Below are 16,304 nucleotides of genomic sequence, written 5' to 3' on the forward strand. Positions count from 1 at the left end.
GACGCCACGAATCGCCGAAACCAGGCCCGGGTACTGTGCGGGATCGCCGGGAGCCCGCAAGCTGGAGAGGTGTCGTCTGTGCGTACCAGATCAGGACCGCGCGCCGCGGTGACGGCCGCGCTCGCCGCGGCGCTGGCGCTCGGCGCGGCCGGTTGTGCCGCCGTCGACGAGCCGGACACCCCGCCGAGCAGCGGTGGTGGCGGCAACGCCGCGCAGAAGCTGACCCAGCTCACCGTGGCCACCGCCGGGTCGATGAAGGGCTACAGCCGGGAGCGCTTCCCGCACTGGCGGGACACCGGCAAGAACTGCGACGTACGCGACAGCGTGCTGAAGCGCGACGGGGAGGACATCCGGCTCTCCGGCTGCAACGTCGTCGACGGCCGCTGGGAGAGCGTGTACGACGACCGCGCCCTCACCGACCCCTCCGACGTGGACATCGACCACATGGTGCCGCTGGCGAACGCGTGGCGTTCGGGCGCCGACGAGTGGGACGACGCGAAGCGCGGCGAGTTCGCCAACGATCTGGACCGGCCGCAGCTGATCGCGGTTTCCGCCTCCTCCAACCGGGCAAAGGGTGACCAGGACCCGTCCCAGTGGAAGCCGGCGAACCGGTCGTTCTGGTGCCAGTACGCCGAGAACTGGGTGACGGTCAAGCACCACTGGCGGCTCACGGTGACCACCGCCGAGAAGGCCGCCCTGACCGACATGCTGGAGGGCTGCACATGGGCGAGCAAGCCGTGACCGGAGCCGGGGCGACGCCCGCCCCGGAGCAGACGCCGGACGCCACCGGGGAGGACGCGGCGGCGGCCACCGGCAGTGCGTCGGCCGGGCCGACCACGGCCGGCATGACGGCGGACGGCGCGGCCGGCGCGACGACCGGGGTGCCGGGGGCCGGCATGGCCGCCGACGCCGAGGGCACGTCGACCGCCGCGCAGGAGCGTACGGCCGACATCGTGCCCGGCCCGGGCGGGGTGATGACCGACGAGGTCGGTGTGGTCACCGGCGAGCTGACCCTGCGCACCGGGTACGCCGACGGCCAGGTCACGCTGACGGTGCAGTACAAGGACGCCGACGAGTGGTACACGGTCACCGGCGGCCGGGTCGCGCTGGCCGACCCGGCCGGGCTGGACGCGGTGCACGGCGTCGCGGTCGCGCTGCTGCACCGCCCCGAGGGCTGACCCCACCGCCGCGAGGGCTGGCCCCCAGCGCCCGGCGCCCGGACGCGGCCCCCGTCCGAGGGCCGCGTCCGCGACGCGGATCAGACGTACGAGCCGGGCTCGTTGGGGGCGGAGACGATGTGCGGCTCCTCGCCCTCGCCGACCGGGCGGGTGAGCTGCACGCTGACCTTGTGCGGGCGGAGTTCCCCGCTGGCGATCCGCTCCGCGAAGTGGCAGGCGACCCGGCTGCCGCCGACGTCCCGCAGCGCGGGCCGCTCGTCGGCGCAGCGGGTCGGCTGCGCCCACGGGCAGCGGGTGTGGAACCGGCAGCCCGCCGGCGGGTTCGCGGGCGAGGGCAGGTCGCCGGCGAGCAGGATGCGCTCCCGGCGGTCCTCCACGTCCGGGTCCGGCACGGGCACCGCCGACATCAGGGCCCGCGTGTACGGGTGCATCGGCTCCGTGTAGAGCCGGTCGCTCGGCGCCTCCTCGACCAGCGCGCCCAAATACATGACGCCGACGGTGTCGGAGATGTGCCGGACCACCGCGAGGTCGTGCGCGATCACCAGATAGGTCAGGCCGAGGGTGTCCTGGAGGTCGTCGAGGAGGTTCACCACCTGGGCCTGGATCGACACGTCGAGCGCGGAGACCGGCTCGTCGGCGACGATCAGGTCGGGCCCGAGCACCAGCGCCCGGGCGATGCCGATGCGCTGCCGCTGGCCGCCGGAGAACTCGTGCGGATAGCGGGAGAGCGCCCAGCGGGGCAGGCCGACCTTGTCCAGGGTCTCGCCGATGACCCGTCGCCGCTCGTCCCGGTTGCCGCCGATGCCGTGGGCGTGCAGGCCCTCGGTGAGGATCGACTCGACGTTCTGCCGGGGGTCCAGGCTCGACATCGGGTCCTGGAAGATCATCTGCATCCGGCGGCGCATCGACCGCAGCTTGCCCGACGGCAGCTTCGTCAGTTCGACGCCGTCGAACCGGACCTCGCCGCTGGTGGGCGGGGTGAGCTGGAGCAGCGCCCGGCCCAGCGTCGACTTGCCGCAGCCGGACTCGCCGACCAGGCCGTACGTCTTCCCGCGCGGGATGCTCAGGTCGACGCCGTCGACGGCCTTCACGTGGCCGACCGTCCGATCGAAGATCACCCCCCGCCGGATCGGGAAGTGGACCTTCAGGTCGCGGACCTCGACGAGGATGTCGCTCTCGGTCACGGCTTCTCCTCCTCGCGCGGTGCGGGCACCGGGCCCGCGGTCGCCTCCGCGGCCGGGACGGTGGCGGTCGGCGCCTCCGCCGGGGCGGTGCTGGTGGCGGCCGGCCGGGGCAGGGTGCCGGGCACCGGCGCCGGGTTGACGCAGCGGTAGCTGCGGCCGTCGTGGGCGAGCACCAGCGCGGGCGGCTCCCCGACGCACTCGTCGACCCGCCGCGTGCAGCGCGGCGCGAAGGCGCAGCCGTCCGGCCAGGGCAGCAGGTCGCGGACCGAGCCGGGAATCGGGTTCAGCCGCTCGCCGCGCCCGGCGTCCAGGCGCGGCACCGAGCCGAGCAGCCCCACGGTGTACGGGTGCCGGGGCTCGCGGAACAGCGGGCGACGGCGGGCCGTCTCCACCACCCGGCCGCCGTAGAGCACGTTGATGGTGTCGCACATGCCGGCGACCACGCCCAGGTCGTGCGTGATCATCACCAGGGCGGTGCCGGACTCCCGGACCAGCTCCTTGAGCAGCTCCAGGATCTGCGCCTGGATGGTGACGTCCAGCGCCGTGGTCGGCTCGTCGGCGATCAGCAGCCGGGGCTTGCAGGCCACCGCCATCGCGATCAGGGCGCGCTGCCGCATGCCGCCCGAGAGCTGGTGCGGGTACTCCTTCAGCCGCCGCTTCGGGTCGGGGATGCCGACCCGGTCCAGCAGGGCCGCCGCCTCCTTCTCGGCCGCCGCGCCCTTCATCCCCCGGTGCCGCGTGAGCACCTCGGTGACCTGCAATCCGATCGGGATCACCGGGTTCAGCGAGGAGAGCGGGTCCTGGAAGATCATCGCGACGTCGCGGCCCCGGATGTCCCGCCGGGACCGGTCGTCGAGCTGGAGCAGGTCCGTGCCGTCGAAGACCGCCTTGCCGCCGACGCGCAGGCCCGGCTGCTTGGGCAGCAGACCCATGATCGCCAGCGAGGTGACGCTCTTGCCGCAGCCGGACTCGCCGACCAGGCCGACCACCTCGCCCGCGTCGACGGAGAAGGAGACCCCGTCGACGGCGTGCACGGTGCGCTGACCGCGCCGGGCGAAGGTGACGGAGAGATCTTCGACATCAAGCAGAGCCATGTCGGGCCCGCCTTTCGTTCGCGACTGCGGGGCTCGCAAGCTCACTCCTCGCGCTCACCGGTCCTACTTCCGCAGCTTCGGGTCGAGTGCCTCGCGCATCGCCTCGCCGAGCAGGGTGAAACCCAGCGCGGTGACGATGATGGCGAGGGCGGGCAGGATCGCCAGCCGGGGCGCGGAGTCCAGGTACTGCTGCGCGTCGGCGAGCATCACCCCCCACTCGGGGATGGAGGCGTCGTTGTTGCCGAGGCCGAGGAAGGAGAGCGCCGCGGCCTCGATGATCGCGGTGGCCAGCGTGAGGGTGGCCTGCACGATGACCGGGGCGAGCGAGTTCGGCACCACGTGGGTCAGCGCGATCTTCGGCTTCTTCACGCCCAGCGAGACGGCGGCCAGGACGTAGTCGCTGTTCGCCTGGGAGATCATCGAGCCGCGCAACAGCCGGGCGAAGACCGGCACCGACACCACGCCGACCGCGATCATGACCGTGGTCAGACCGGCACCGAGCAGGGCGGCGATGCTGATCGCCAGCAGCAGGCTCGGCATGGCCAGCAGCATGTCGACGAACCGCATCAGCACGTTGTCGACCGCCCGGCCCCACCGGCCACCGAGGCCGGCGGCGGCGCCGGCGATCCCGCCGATCAGCGAGCCGACGGCGAGGCCGATCAGGGTGGAGACCACGCCGACCAGCAGGGTCTGCCGGGCGCCGACGATCATGCGGCTGAACTCGTCGCGACCGATGTGGTCGACGCCGAACCAGTTCTCCGACCGGAAGCCGGGGAAGTCGCCGAGGCGGATCTCGCCCTTCCAGAGCTGGGCGTCCGGGGGGTGCGGGACGAAGAACGGCCCGAGGACGGCGACCAGCAGGAACAGGCTCAGGATCACCGCGCCGACGATCGCCGCCGGGTTGCGCCGCAGCCGGCGGAACGCCTCCTTCCAGAGGCTGACGCCGCGCTCGTCCTCCCGGGCCGCCAACTCGGAGAGCCGGTCGATCTTTTCCTTCTTCTTGCCGCTGGTGATCGTCATCGGACCCTCACCCTCGGGTCGATCAGGCTGTAGGAGAGGTCGACCAGGAGATTCACCAGCACGTACACCACCGCGATGATCAGGATGAAGCCCATCAGCACCGGATAGTCACGCTGGCTGATCGCCTCGTAGATGAAGGCTCCGATGCCGCTGAAGGCGAAGACGGTCTCGGTCAGCACCGCGCCGGAGAGCAGGCCACCGGTGAGCAGGCCGATCGAGGTGACCACCGGCAGCATGGAGTTGCGCAGCACGTGCCGGCGCCGGACCGTGCTCTCGGTCAGGCCCTTCGCCTCGGCGGTGCGTACGAAGTCCTCGTTGAGCACCTCCAGCACGCTGGCGCGGGTGATCCGGACGATGATCGCCAGGGGGATGCTGGCCAGCGCGACGGCCGGCAGCACCAGGTGCCAGAGCGCGTCGGCGGCGGCGTCCCACTCCCGGGTCATGATCCCGTCGAGGACGAAGAAGTTGGTGATCCGCGTCGCCCCGAGCGTCGGGTCCTGCCGGCCGCTCGCCGGGAACCAGCCGAGGTTCTCCGCGAAGATCGCCTTGAGCACGTACGCGAGGAAGAAGACGGGGATGCAGATGCCGATCAGGGAGCCGCCGACCGAGAGGTGGTCGAGCATCCGGCCGCGGCGTCGGGCCGCCAGGTAGCCCAGCGGGATGCCGAGGCCGATCGCGATCAGCATCGCGGTGATGGAGAGCTCCACCGTGCCGGGGAAGCGTTCGACGAACTCGGTGACGACGGTGCGCTTGGTGGAGGTCGACGTGCCCAGGTCCAGGCGGATCAGCCGCCGCACGAACCGGCCGTACTGCACCAGGATCGGCTCGTCGAGGCCCATGTTGCGCCGGATCGCGGCGCGCATCTCGGGCGTCCCGCGCTCACCGAGGATGGCGGTCTCGGGACCGCCGGGCAGTCGGCGGAGCCAGATGAACAGCAGGAGGGAGAGCCCGAACAGCGTGGGTATCAGCTGGAGCAGGCGTCTGACGATGAACCGGAACACGGCGGCCTCGTAAGGGGTACGGAGGGTCGCGGGCGGGCGCTGCCAAAACAGCGCCCGCCCGCGGTCGGAGCGTCAGATCAGGACTTGAACTCGGCGGTGGAGAAGCGCTCGTCGGTGAGCGGGCTCGCCTTGACCCCGGTCACGTCCTTGCCGAACACGATCGCCGGCGGCGAGTGCGACACCGGGACACCGGGCAGGAAGTCCATGATGGCCTTGTTCAGGGCCTTGTACTTCTCGGTCCGGGCCGCCACGTCGGCGGTGCTGTCCGCGTCCTTGAACTGGTCGAACAGGGCCTTGTTGGTGAAGCCCCACTCGGCCTTCGGCCGGTCGAACATGGTGCCGATGAAGTTGTAGCCGTCGCCGTAGTCACCGGTCCAGCCGAGGAAGTGCAGGTCGTGCTTGTTGCCCGAGGTGGTGGCGTTCAGGTAGTCCGGGCTCCACTTGAGCGGGATGGCCTGGACGTTGATGCCGACCGCCTTGAGGTCCGCCGAGAGCAGCTCGAAGATGTCCTTCGGGTTCGGCATGTACGGCCGGGTGACCTCGGTCGGGTAGTGGAACCGCAGGGTCAGGTTCGTCGCGCCGGCCTCGGCCAGCAGCGCCTTCGCCTTCGCCGGGTCGTAGTTGTACTTGGTGACGTCGCCGTTCCAGCCCTCGACGGTGTCCGGCATGAAGTTCTCGGCGACCTTGGCGCCCGGGGGCAGCTTCGAGTCGACCAGGGCCTGCCGGTTCAGCGCGTGCGCGATGGCCTGGCGGACCTTGACGTCGGCGAGCTTCGGGTTCCCCTTCTGGTTGATGGCCAGGTAGAGGATGTTGAACGCCGGGCGGGTCAGGACGTTGAAGCCCTCGCCCTTCAGCGGCTCGACGTCGGCCGGGCCGACCAGGTCGTAGCCCTGGATGTCGCCGGAGCGCAGCGCCTGCTTGCGCGCGTTCTCGTCCGAGATCGTCTTGTAGATGAGGGTCTTCAGCTTGGCCTTGGTGCCGGCGTAGTCCTCGTTGCGCTCGATCGTGAGCGTCTTGTTGGCGACGTCCCAGGACTTGAACTTGAACGGGCCGGTGCCGGTCGGGTGCGCCGTGGCGTAGGCCGGGTACTTGATGTCCTCGGCGGTGCCGCCCACGTTGCTGGCGTCGTACTTCTCCAGCGCGGTCGGGCTGTGCATGGAGAACGAGGGCAGCATCAGCGCGGCCGGGATCTTGCTGGAGACCCGGGTGAAGGCCAGGTCGACGGTCGTGGCGTCCTTGGCGGTGCAGGACTTGAAGAGGCTCGGCGGCAGGTCCGCGCTCTCGTTCTTGGCGAAGCCGCCCATGACGTCCTGCCAGTACGGGGTCACGTCGGGGCTCTGCATGAGGCCCTTGGCGTTGTACCAGCGGTCGAAGTTCTTGCAGACCGCCTCGGCGTTGAATTCGGTGCCGTCGTGGAACTTCACGCCGGAGCGCAGCTTGAAGGTCCACGTGGTGCCGGCGGCGTCCGGGGTCCAGGTCTCGGCCAGGCCGGGGGTGACCTTGGTGCCACCCTCCTCCGGACGGACCAGCGTCTCGAAGACCTGACGCGCCACACGCAGCGACTCACCGTCGCTGGCGAAGCTCGGGTCGAGCACCTTCGGGTCTCCGGCTACGCCGAAGACGAGGGTGTCCTTCTTGCTACCGCCGGAACTGTCATCGCGGTCGCTCTCGGCGCAGCCTGCTACCGCGAGGGCCGCGACCGCGACGGCCGCGAGGGCGACCTTCGGCCTGGATGCACGCATGGGTGCTTCACCTCGTCCTTGGGGTTACGGACAATCGTGGTGACAGGGGTCACCGATCGCCGTGACCTTAGCCGCCGTTCGGACCGGCGGGAAACCATCGAGGAACCGGTTGGTACCGGATCGTGTCTTAACCGATGCGCCCCGCCTCGAAGGCCGTTCCGGACCGCCGACAAAGGGGCATTATGTCCGGGTTGGGCGATGCCGATTTGTTACATCGATCGTCACCAGCATCGCCCGCATGTCAGAACCCCACAGTGGACCCGCGGGCGCCCGTACGGCGTCGGCCGGCACCGGGATCCGGTGCCGGCCGACGCGGGAACTCAGACGGCGCGACGGCCCTCGAAGGCCCGGCCGAGCGTGATCTCGTCGGCGTACTCCAGGTCGCCGCCGACCGGCAGGCCGCTCGCCAACCGGGTCACCGCGATGCCCATCGGCTTGACCATCAACGCCAGGTACGTCGCGGTCGCCTCGCCCTCGGTGTTCGGGTCCGTGGCCAGGATCAGCTCCCGCACCGTGCCGGCGCTGAGCCGGGCCATCAGCTCACGGATGCGCAGGTTGTCCGGCCCGATCCCCTCCAGCGGGTTGATCGCCCCGCCGAGCACGTGGTAGCGGCCCCGGAACTCGCCGGTCCGCTCGATCGCGACCACGTCCTTCGGCTCCTCGACCACGCAGAGCACCTCGTCGGTGCGGCGCGGGTCGCGGCAGATCCGGCACCGGTCGGACTCGGCCACGTTGTAGCAACTGGTGCAGAACCGCACCAGCTCCTTGACCTTGCGCAACGCCCCGGCCAGCCGGTTGACGTCGGCCGGGTCGGCGGACAGGACGTGGAAGGCGATCCGCTGGGCGCTCTTCGGGCCCACGCCCGGCAGCCGCCCCAGCTCGTCGATCAGGTCCTGGATGGCGCCCTCGTACATCTGCCGCTCAGAAACCGGGCAGGCCGAGGCCGCCCATGCCGCCGGTGACCGGGCCCATCTTCTTCTCGGTCAGCTCCCGCGCCGCCTCGGCGGCGTTGTGCATGGCCGCGACGACCAGGTCCTCCAGGGTCTCCACGTCCTCCGGGTCGACCGCCTTCGGGTCGATCTTGATCGACTTCAGCTCGCCGGTGCCGGCGACGGTCGCGGTGACCAGGCCACCGCCGGCGGTGCCGGTCAGCTCCGCCTCGGCGAGCTCGGCCTGCGCCTTGGCGATCTGCTGCTGCATCTTCTGCGCCTGCTTCAGCATCTGCTGCATGTTCGGCTGTCCACCTGGGCGCACGGATGGCTCCTTCTCGCACTCGTCTGCTCGGCCGCCGCTCAGCCTATCCGCTGTGAGCAGCCTCGCCCCGCCCGGTGCTTGGCTCGCGGCGGGTCCGGGCGCACGATCACGGGACCGACCGGACGGAGGTGGCGGATGTCCCGGGAACAGGCCGCGGCGGCCATGGAACGGCAGGCGCGGGCCTGCGTCAACATGGACGCCGCCCTCTACGCCGACCTGCTGGCGCGCGCCGCCGGCGACGTGCGGGCCGGCGGCCCGTGCGCCACCGTCATCACGGGGTACGAGGACGCCGACGCCGACGCCCTCGTGTCGCTACGCCTGCTCGGCGGCGTGCACGCGCTGGTGATCTCCGGCCGGGCGCCGGAACTGGCCCGGTTCTACCCCAGCGCGGGCGGGGCGTACCGGGCGGCGGACGCCCCCGCCTGCTGGGCCGCTTTCCGGTCGGTCGTCGAGGCCGAGCACGACACGCTGCGCGGCTGGCTGCGCCGCCCGCCCCAGACCAACGAGGTCGGCCGGGCCAACCTGCTGCTGGCCGGCCTGCTGCTCGCCGTCCACGAGGTGGGCGGGCTGCCGGTGCGCCTCGTCGAGCTGGGCGCGAGCGCCGGGCTGAACCTGCACGCCGACCGGTTCCGCGTCGAGGCCGCCGGCTTCGCCTGGGGGCCGGCCGACTCCCCGGTGCGCCTGCCCGACGCCTGGCGGGGCGGGGCGCCCGACTGGCTGCGGGAGGCGGCCGGGGCGCACCCTCGGCTGACCGTGGTGGAGCGGCTCGGCTGCGACGTCACCCCGCTCGACCCGGGCGACCCCGACGGCGCGCTCGCGCTGCGGGCGTACCTCTGGCCGGAGCACACCGCCCGCGCGGCCCGGCTGGCCGGCGCGCTGGAGCTGGCCGGGCGGCTGCCGGCCCGGGTCGTCGCGGCGGGGGCGGCCGACTTCCTCGCCGCGATCACCCCGCACCCCGGCACGCTGACCGTGGTGTGGCACTCGGTGATGCGGCAGTACGTGCCGGCCGAGGAGTGGGCGCGGGTCACCGCCGAGCTGGAGCGACTGGCCGCCGCAGGCGGCCCCGACGCGCCGGTCGCCCACCTGTCCTTCGAACCGCACCCGTGGGAAGCCCGGAACGACTTCCAGCTCCGCGCCCGGCTCGGCACCGGCCCGGAACGCCTACTGGCGGAGGCACACCCCCACGGCCTACCCGCCTGGCCCACCTGACCGCCCGCTGCGCCCGCCCGCCCGCTGCGTCCGCCCGCCCGCGATCTTGGTACGGCAGCGCCCCTGGAGGGGCCGTCTCGTACCAAGATTCCCCGTACTCGCCGATGCCTCGGGGCGGACGTGCCCCCCGTGCAGGGAGGCGCCCCGGGGGAGAGGGCGGTTAGCGGGCGTCCACTTCGTCGATCTTCTCCGCGCCGAACGCCTCGCGGAGCAGCCGTACCGCCTGTTCCTCGCTGGACTCCCGCGCGGTCTGCTCGTCGATGACCTCGTCCAGCGGCTCGTCGCCCGGGTCGAAGCCCTCGAAGTTCGGGGCCGCCGGCCGGGCGCCGCCGGGGCGTCCCCCGCCGCCGCGCACCGGGCCGTCGAAGTCCGGGTCGTACGGCGGCTCGCCGGCCCAGTCGGCGTCCGCGGTCTTCCGGACCGGCTGGCCGGTACGCGGACCACGTCCCGCCGCCGCCGCCCGCGCCGCCGCGATCGCACTGCTCACCGGCGGCCCGGCCGGGCCGGCCTGCTGCGGAGCCGTCGAGGAGCCGGCCGGCTTCGGTACGGATGGCGCGGCGGTCGCCGACGCCGTGCCGGCGCTCGCCGGCCTGGTGCCCGGCAGGCCGGTCGCCGTCGGGGAGCCGGCTGTCGTGCCGCTGGTCGACGCTGCGGTGGGCGACGTGCCGGTAGCCGACGCGCCACCCGGTCGGGCCGGCTCCGGCCAGTCTTCTTCGCTGCCGGCGCCGGTCGCGGCGCCACCCGGGCGCGCGGGCTCGGGCCAGTCCTCGGCACCGCCACCGGCACCACCGGGCCGGGCCGGTTCGGGCCAGTCCTCGGTCTCCTCGACGGCGACGCCGCCGGTCCGCGCCGCGCCTGGGGCCGGACGGGTCGCCCCGCCCGTGGGGCCACCGCCGGACGAGCCGCCCACGCCGCCGGGCCTACCGCCCGCACCAACGCCGCCAGTCGCACCGCCACCGCCGGTCGCACCGCCACCACCGGTCGCACCGCCACCGTTAGCGCCGCTGCCTGCGGCACCGCTGGCGGAGCCACCGCTGGCGGAGCCACCGCCGGTCGCACCGCCGCCTGCCGGGCCGCCGCCTGCCGGGCCGCTCCGGCCGCCGGGCGGGCCGCCATCAAGGGCACCACCGTTCGGGCCACCGCCGCTGGGGCCGCCGGCGGGCGGGTTGGTGGCGACCGGGCCGGTGGTGGGGCCGACCGGGGCCGGGGCGGCGGGAGTCGCGGGCGGGGACGCCGGACGGGCCGGGGCCGCGGAACGGGACGAACCGCCCAGCGACGCCCCACCCCGCTCGCCGGCCACCTCGCAGCGGATCTGCCAGCGCCCGCCCAGTTCCTCGTAGAGCGCGTCGGTGAGCACCTGGGCGTGGTCGGACATCATCTTGGCCAGCACCGACGACTTCACCGTCACCACGAGCGTGTCGCCGTCGAGGTCGCGGACCACCGCGTCGCGCATCAGCGCCGCGATCCGCTTGTTGGTCCGGTTGACCTTGCCGACCACCTCGGGCCAGACCCGGCGCACCGCGACCGCGTCCAGCGCGCCGGTCGCCTCCGCGCCGGGGCGGGGCGGGGCGGGGGTGGCCGGGTCGGGCATCACCGCCGACGGCGGCACCACCCGGCGGGGCGCGCCCGCCGCCGGCTCGGACGCGGCCGGGGACACCGGGGCGTTGCCCGGGGGCATCGGGGCACTGCCCGGCCCGGCCGGGGACATTGGAGCGGTCGACGCCTGGCCCTCCGGGGCGGCACCCGAGGGCCCCGCCGGGACAGCCGCGCCGACGCCGTGTGGCGCGACGCCTGGGGCACCGGTGACCGGGGCCGCCTCGGGCGAGGGGGCCGGGCCGCCGGAGGCGTACGCGGGGGCGGGCTCGGGGCGTACGGGAGGAGGGGAGGCGACCGGCGCGGGGCCGGCGGCGACCGGCGGCGCGTCGGTGCCGGCGAGGGTGAGCCGGCGCTCCATGCGTTCGAGGCGCTGGAGCAGGCCGCCGGTGCTGTCGTCGGCGCCGGGCAGCAGCATCCGGGCGCAGATCAGCTCCAGCAGCAGCCGGGGCGCGGTGGTGCCGCGCATCTCCACCAGGCCGTTGTGCACGATGTCGGCGCAGCGGGACAGCGTCGCCGGACCGAGCCGCTGGGCCTGGGCGGCCATCCGCTCGATCTGGTCGGCCGGGCCGTCGATCAGGCCCTTGGCGGCGGCGTCCGGCACCTGCTGGAGCACGATCAGGTCGCGCAGCCGCTCCAGCAGGTCGGAGGCGAACCGGCGCGCGTCGTGCCCGGCCTCGGCGACCCGGTCGACGGTCGCGTACGCCGTCGCGCCGTCCCCGGCGGCCAGCGCGTCGCACATCTCGTCGATCAGGGCGGCGTCGGTCACGCCGAGCAGGGCGGCGGCCCGGGAGTAGGTGACCCCCTCCGGCCCGGCCCCGGCGATGAGCTGGTCGAGCACGGAGAGGCTGTCCCGGGCGCTGCCGCCGCCGGCGCGCACCACCAGCGGGAAGACCGCCGGCTCGACGGCGACGCCCTCGGCCTCGCAGAGCTGCTCCAGGTAGGGCCGGAGCACCTTCGGCGGGATCAGCCGGAACGGGTAGTGGTGGGTCCGCGACTTGATCGTGCCGAGGACCTTCTCCGGCTCGGTGGTCGCGAAGATGAACTTGACGTACTCCGGCGGCTCCTCGACCAGCTTCAGCAGGGCGTTGAAGCCGGCCGACGAGACCATGTGCGCCTCGTCGATGACGTAGATCTTGAAGCGGCTCTTGGCCGGCGCGAAGATCGCCTTCTCGCGCAGCTCGCGGGCGTCGTCGACGCCGCCGTGGCTGGCCGCGTCGATCTCCAGCACGTCGATCGAGCCGCCGTCGGTGGCCAGTTCGCGGCACGACTGGCACTGCCCGCACGGCTCCGGCGTGGGGCCCTGCTCACAGTTGAGCGAGCGGGCCAGGATCCGGGCGCTGGAGGTCTTGCCGCAGCCGCGTGGGCCGGAGAAGAGGTAGGCGTGGTTGAGCCGCCCGCTGCGCAGCGCCTGCGACAGCGGTTCGGTGACGTGCTCCTGCCCGATGACCTCGGCGAAGGTGCGTGGCCGGTACTTGCGGTAGAGCGCCAGTGCCACTCGTCCCGCCTCCTCTCGACCGAGCCATTCTGCGCCGGTCGGGCGCGGGTGACCACCCACCACCCCGTGACCTGACCCGCAGGGACGTTACCGGGACCCGGAGACAGAAAGGCCTCCCGTGCACCCGGCAGAGCCCGCTTATCCTTGCTGCCTTCCGGCCCTGGGGAGGTTCACGAGATACCGCCGCACGGGAGGTACCGCCAACCCTACCCGACGCCGCGTCGATCTTCAGGGGGTGGTGGGGTGGCCCACCCGCCGGGGACCTGTATCCTCGTCTGCGGAGGATTCGCCTAGAGGCCTAGGGCGCACGCTTGGAAAGCGTGTTGGGTTAACACCCTCACGAGTTCGAATCTCGTATCCTCCGCTCGCTGAGCAGGAAGAACGACAGGGCCGGCCCCCGCGGGGACCGGCCCTGAGTCGTCTCTACGCCCACCCCTCCCGGTTCCTCCCTGCCCCGTTCCCGCTCATCGCCCGGGACGGCGGCGTCGACCTCCCCGACCTCGGCTCCCCACTCCGTGACCAGGCCGCGCGATCATGCCACCGTGAGCGAGACGCGCGACCGGACGACCGGCCCGGAGTTCGACGAATGCGACTGCCCGGAGAACGTCGACGCGGCCCTGGACCGCGCGGAGCCGGGGGCCGGCCCAGCTCTCCTCTGGCTGGTGCTGGACGAGTTCCACCCGGCCGCCGTCGTCCTTCCCCGCATCAAGCGTGGGCTCCGGTCGCGGGACCCGCAGACCAGGGCGAACGCGTTGCAGTCGCTGGGTCACTTCGGACGCCTGCACCGGGAGATCGACGTCGAGTCGCTGGCCCTGCTCCGGCGCGCGCTACGCGACCGCACCGTGCTCGGCGGTTGTCAGCTGCGCGGCTACGCCGACGACGCGGCGGACGACCTCGGCGGGTTCGTGCCCCGGCACCGCCTCCCCCGCTGGCTGCGCCGCCGCCACGCCGGACCCCGGCGACCGCGCCCGCTGCGGAGGTGAGCGCCGCCGGTGAAGCGGCTGGTCACGGCGTGATCCCTGCCGCACGTCGATCAGCCGGCCCGGCCCGCGCCCTACGCTGACAGCCGCATCCGGCAGCGAGACGACCGGGCGGCGGCGACCCGCGGGCGACGACCGGCCCGGGGAGAGCGCAGAGACGAGTGAACGCAACGCTGACCGTCGCCGAAGGGCTGGCCGTGCTGGCCGCCGGGGTCGCGGCGGGCGCCATCAACGCGGTGGTGGGCTCGGGCACGCTGGTGACCTTCCCGGTCCTGCTCTCCCTCGGCTATCCGCCCGTGGTGGCGAACGTGTCCAACACCGTCGGGCTGGTGCCGGGGTCGTTCTCCGCGGCGTACGCCTATCGCAGGGAGCTGGCCGGGCACGGCGGCCTGCTGGCCCGCCTGGGCGTCGCCGCCGTGCTCGGCGGGATGACCGGCGGCGTACTGCTGCTGCTCCTGCCACCCGGCGCGTTCCGGGCCATCGTGCCGGCGCTGATCGTCCTGGCGTTGGTGCTCGTGGTGGTGCAGCCCCGACTGGCGCGGGCGTTGGCCCGCCGGCGGCCGGTCGCGGACGACGCGGGCGCGTCGTCGGCCGGCGGTCGGGCGGTACGGCGTGCGGGGCCGCTGCTGCTGCTCGGCGTCTTCGGCACCGGGGTGTACGGCGGCTACTTCGGCGCCGCCCAGGGAGTGCTGCTGCTGGGGCTGCTCGGGGTGCTCCTCTCCACCGACCTGCGCTGGGTCAACGGGGTGAAGAACGTGCTCGCCGGCCTGGTGAACGGGGTCGCGGCGGTCCTGTTCGTGGCCGTGGGCACGGTGGCGTGGCAGCCGGCGCTGCTGATCGCGGCGGGTTCCGTGGCGGGCGGCCTGATCGGCGGCCGGTGGGGACGTCGGCTCCCGCCGGTGGCGCTGCGCGCCACGATCGTGGTCGTCGGGCTCGCCGCCCTGGTCAACCTGCTGCTCTGAGCACCGGTCCGGGCACAGCCCGCACCCGACGAGCCGGGCGGCAAGGCGACGGGTGGGCAAGACACGACGGGTGGTCCTCCGCCCGGGCGGACCCAGGAGAGGAAGCGCTCGGCGAGCCGGGCGGGGCTCACGCCGGGGAGGCGCGCTCGGTGCGGGTGGAACACCACGGGTGTCTCCCGGCGTGGGATGCACCCGTGGTGTTCCACTCGTCCCGGTCCGCCGCCGGCGGCGCTCTCGGTCCGCTCGCTACTTCGCCGCCGTTGCCGACTGACCCTCGCCGAAAGCCGCGTCGCGCCCGAAACGGGGACCGAAGGCGCAAGATCGCGGGACGGTGCCGGCGGGGGACGATTCGGTACGGTGCGAGGGCGGCGGAGGCGGGATCCGTCGTACACATGTTCCATCCACAGGCTGTGGACGGCGGAGGGCTCTGATGGGTTACCAGCTCAGCGCGGTCGTCGCGGACGGCGACCTGCTCCGCGAGCGGACCGTCGACCTCGACCACGCGGTCCTCGGCGAGCTGCGTCAGGACTTCGCGCTGCTGCCGGTCACCCCGCAGCTGGTCGAGGAGCTGACCGGAGCGTTGCCCGACTTCTCCGTGGCCGAGCGGTCGCCGGAGGAGCCGTTCCACCTGGCGGTCTCGCCGGCCCTCGCCGAGGTGCTCGCGCGCTGGTCGCGGTCGGGCCCGGTGGCGTACCTGGAGGCGGAGTTCGCCGGCGGGGCCGGCTACCAGTCGGCGATGGTGTGGCTCGGCGGCGAGGCGAGCTGGGGGCCTGGGTTCGACCGCCTCTTCGACGGGCCGCGCGCCCAGTGGCCGCTCAACGCGGCGCTGGCCCGGCTCGGGGTGGAGCCTGGCGTGTGGATCGACCCGTTCGCCGAGCTGGGCCTGCACGTCGAGCGGAGCACCGCCGGTTGGCTGGCGCACGGGCGCCGGCGACTGAGCGCCGACTACTGGGACGAGCTGGCCGAGGAGTGGGAAAGCCGGCAATCTGCGGGCGGGCAGCAACCCGAACGGCCCGGTCCCGTTGGGGACTGGGGGATTCCATGAAATTGCGACAATTTGCCTTTATCTCGACGCTGCTGACGGCTGCCTGGGTTTCGGGCAGCGGCGCGCACCCGCCGTCGCCCGGGCTGGACGGCCGGCCCGTCGGGGCCGTCGAGGTGGTCGACCTCAACGGCCTGCGCGACATCGAGTTCGGCGACACCGAGGACGAGCTGACCCGGCGGGGCATCCTGCGCTCCGACGTGGACGCCTGCGGTCCGGCGCTCGCCGGGTACGACACCACCAGCCCCATCTTCGTCGACGACCGGTTGGTGCTGCTCTGGCTCGGCGAGGCGACGCGCACCCCGCAGGGAATCACCGCCGGCACGCCGGTCGAGGAGGTCCGCAGCCGCTACCCGTCCGCGCGGGAGCTGGACGCTCCACAGGGGACGTACCGGCTCGACGGGCTGCTCGCCCGGCAGGGCGACCGCGCGTACCTCTTCCTGCACGACGGGCGGGCGGTGAAGAAGATCATCGCCGGGTACGCCGACTGGGCCCAGCGACTCTTCCACGAGGGCCACAGCCCCTGCTGAAGACGCCCGGGAAGACG

Annotated in this window: 15 protein-coding genes, 1 tRNA gene and 1 other RNA gene; 8 read left to right on the plus strand and 9 right to left on the minus strand. The window is 73.4% G+C overall.

Going from position 1 to position 16,304, the window contains the following annotated elements:
* Positions 1-78 precede the first annotated feature (78 nt).
* On the plus strand, positions 79-741 hold the full coding sequence (locus AB0G08_RS17285; RefSeq protein WP_358088532.1) for an HNH endonuclease family protein: 663 nt from the start codon (positions 79-81) through the stop codon (positions 739-741).
* A complete protein-coding gene (locus AB0G08_RS17290; protein ID WP_358088534.1) occupies positions 723-1,178 on the plus strand; it encodes a hypothetical protein in 456 nt (151 codons plus the stop codon). The genes AB0G08_RS17285 and AB0G08_RS17290 overlap by 19 nt, the downstream gene beginning before the upstream one ends.
* Positions 1,179-1,258: 80 nt before the next feature.
* On the opposite strand, the gene AB0G08_RS17295 is transcribed toward AB0G08_RS17290, so the two are convergent.
* From AB0G08_RS17295 to AB0G08_RS17325, 7 genes are all read right to left on the minus strand, one after another.
* On the minus strand, positions 1,259-2,362 hold the full coding sequence (locus AB0G08_RS17295; protein WP_358088537.1) for an oligopeptide/dipeptide ABC transporter ATP-binding protein: 1,104 nt from the start codon (positions 2,360-2,362) through the stop codon (positions 1,259-1,261).
* Positions 2,359-3,456: an ABC transporter ATP-binding protein gene (locus AB0G08_RS17300; protein ID WP_358088540.1), complete on the minus strand. Its 1,098-nt coding sequence runs from the start codon at positions 3,454-3,456 to the stop codon at positions 2,359-2,361. Before AB0G08_RS17300 ends, AB0G08_RS17295 begins: the two co-directional genes overlap by 4 nt.
* A 63-nt stretch (positions 3,457-3,519) precedes the next feature.
* Positions 3,520-4,476, minus strand: a complete 957-nt coding sequence (locus tag AB0G08_RS17305; protein ID WP_358088543.1) for an ABC transporter permease — start codon at positions 4,474-4,476, stop codon at positions 3,520-3,522.
* The gene (locus tag AB0G08_RS17310; RefSeq protein ID WP_358088546.1) at positions 4,473-5,477 is read right to left on the minus strand and encodes an ABC transporter permease; all 1,005 of its coding nucleotides are present in this window, start codon (positions 5,475-5,477) and stop codon (positions 4,473-4,475) included. The genes AB0G08_RS17305 and AB0G08_RS17310 overlap by 4 nt, the downstream gene beginning before the upstream one ends.
* Before the next feature lie 77 nt (positions 5,478-5,554).
* Entirely contained in the window at positions 5,555-7,219 is a 1,665-nt protein-coding gene (locus tag AB0G08_RS17315; RefSeq protein ID WP_358088549.1) for an ABC transporter substrate-binding protein, read from the minus strand.
* A 320-nt stretch (positions 7,220-7,539) separates the two neighbouring features.
* Positions 7,540-8,133, minus strand: a complete 594-nt coding sequence (gene recR / locus AB0G08_RS17320) for a recombination mediator RecR (protein WP_358088552.1) — start codon at positions 8,131-8,133, stop codon at positions 7,540-7,542.
* 7 nt (positions 8,134-8,140) lie between these two features.
* Entirely contained in the window at positions 8,141-8,449 is a 309-nt protein-coding gene (locus AB0G08_RS17325) for a YbaB/EbfC family nucleoid-associated protein (RefSeq protein WP_233600326.1), read from the minus strand.
* A gap of 159 nt (positions 8,450-8,608) precedes the next feature.
* Here AB0G08_RS17325 and AB0G08_RS17330 point away from each other — a divergent pair, with 159 nt between their 5' ends.
* Positions 8,609-9,682, plus strand: coding sequence for a DUF2332 domain-containing protein (locus AB0G08_RS17330; protein ID WP_358088555.1), 1,074 nt, complete (start codon positions 8,609-8,611; stop codon positions 9,680-9,682).
* Between the two features lie 160 nt (positions 9,683-9,842).
* Here the strand turns inward: AB0G08_RS17330 and AB0G08_RS17335 are convergent, their stop codons facing one another.
* Together AB0G08_RS17335 and ffs are read right to left on the minus strand one after the other, a co-directional pair.
* Complete coding sequence (locus tag AB0G08_RS17335; protein WP_358088557.1) at positions 9,843-12,773, minus strand: DNA polymerase III subunit gamma and tau; 2,931 nt, start codon at positions 12,771-12,773, stop codon at positions 9,843-9,845.
* A 107-nt stretch (positions 12,774-12,880) separates the two neighbouring features.
* An RNA gene (ffs, locus tag AB0G08_RS17340) (signal recognition particle sRNA small type) lies at positions 12,881-12,970 on the minus strand.
* An 82-nt stretch (positions 12,971-13,052) separates the two neighbouring features.
* Between ffs and AB0G08_RS17345 the strand changes: the two genes are divergently transcribed.
* The 5 genes from AB0G08_RS17345 to AB0G08_RS17365 all read left to right on the plus strand — a co-directional run bounded on the left by AB0G08_RS17345 (position 13,053) and on the right by AB0G08_RS17365 (position 16,287).
* A tRNA-Ser gene (locus AB0G08_RS17345) sits at positions 13,053-13,137 on the plus strand.
* Positions 13,138-13,315: 178 nt separating this feature from the next.
* The gene (locus tag AB0G08_RS17350; protein ID WP_358088559.1) at positions 13,316-13,756 is read left to right on the plus strand and encodes a hypothetical protein; all 441 of its coding nucleotides are present in this window, start codon (positions 13,316-13,318) and stop codon (positions 13,754-13,756) included.
* Positions 13,757-13,914: 158 nt separating this feature from the next.
* Positions 13,915-14,715, plus strand: coding sequence for a sulfite exporter TauE/SafE family protein (locus tag AB0G08_RS17355; RefSeq protein WP_358088562.1), 801 nt, complete (start codon positions 13,915-13,917; stop codon positions 14,713-14,715).
* Positions 14,716-15,145: 430 nt separating this feature from the next.
* The gene (locus tag AB0G08_RS17360) at positions 15,146-15,760 is read left to right on the plus strand and encodes a hypothetical protein (RefSeq protein WP_358088564.1); all 615 of its coding nucleotides are present in this window, start codon (positions 15,146-15,148) and stop codon (positions 15,758-15,760) included.
* Between the two features lie 32 nt (positions 15,761-15,792).
* Complete coding sequence (locus AB0G08_RS17365; protein ID WP_358088628.1) at positions 15,793-16,287, plus strand: hypothetical protein; 495 nt, start codon at positions 15,793-15,795, stop codon at positions 16,285-16,287.
* Positions 16,288-16,304 lie beyond the last annotated feature (17 nt).

Origin of the sequence: Micromonospora sp. NPDC023644 (genome assembly GCF_040640115.1) — a bacterium.
In the GTDB taxonomy this organism is placed as follows: Bacteria; Actinomycetota; Actinomycetes; order Mycobacteriales; family Micromonosporaceae; genus Micromonospora.

Excerpts from the sequence above, each read along its gene's own strand:
- AB0G08_RS17305 (WP_358088543.1), bottom strand. The coding sequence starts at position 4,476 with ATGACGATCACCAGCGGCAAGAAGAAGGAAAAGATCGACCGGCTCTCC.
- recR (WP_358088552.1), bottom strand. The coding sequence starts at position 8,133 with ATGTACGAGGGCGCCATCCAGGACCTGATCGACGAGCTGGGGCGGCTG.
- AB0G08_RS17325 (WP_233600326.1), bottom strand. The coding sequence starts at position 8,449 with ATGCAGCAGATGCTGAAGCAGGCGCAGAAGATGCAGCAGCAGATCGCC.
- AB0G08_RS17330 (WP_358088555.1), top strand. The coding sequence starts at position 8,609 with ATGTCCCGGGAACAGGCCGCGGCGGCCATGGAACGGCAGGCGCGGGCC.
- AB0G08_RS17290 (WP_358088534.1), top strand. The coding sequence starts at position 723 with ATGGGCGAGCAAGCCGTGACCGGAGCCGGGGCGACGCCCGCCCCGGAG.
- AB0G08_RS17315 (WP_358088549.1), bottom strand. The coding sequence starts at position 7,219 with ATGCGTGCATCCAGGCCGAAGGTCGCCCTCGCGGCCGTCGCGGTCGCG.
- AB0G08_RS17300 (WP_358088540.1), bottom strand. The coding sequence starts at position 3,456 with ATGGCTCTGCTTGATGTCGAAGATCTCTCCGTCACCTTCGCCCGGCGC.
- AB0G08_RS17360 (WP_358088564.1), top strand. The coding sequence starts at position 15,146 with ATGGGTTACCAGCTCAGCGCGGTCGTCGCGGACGGCGACCTGCTCCGC.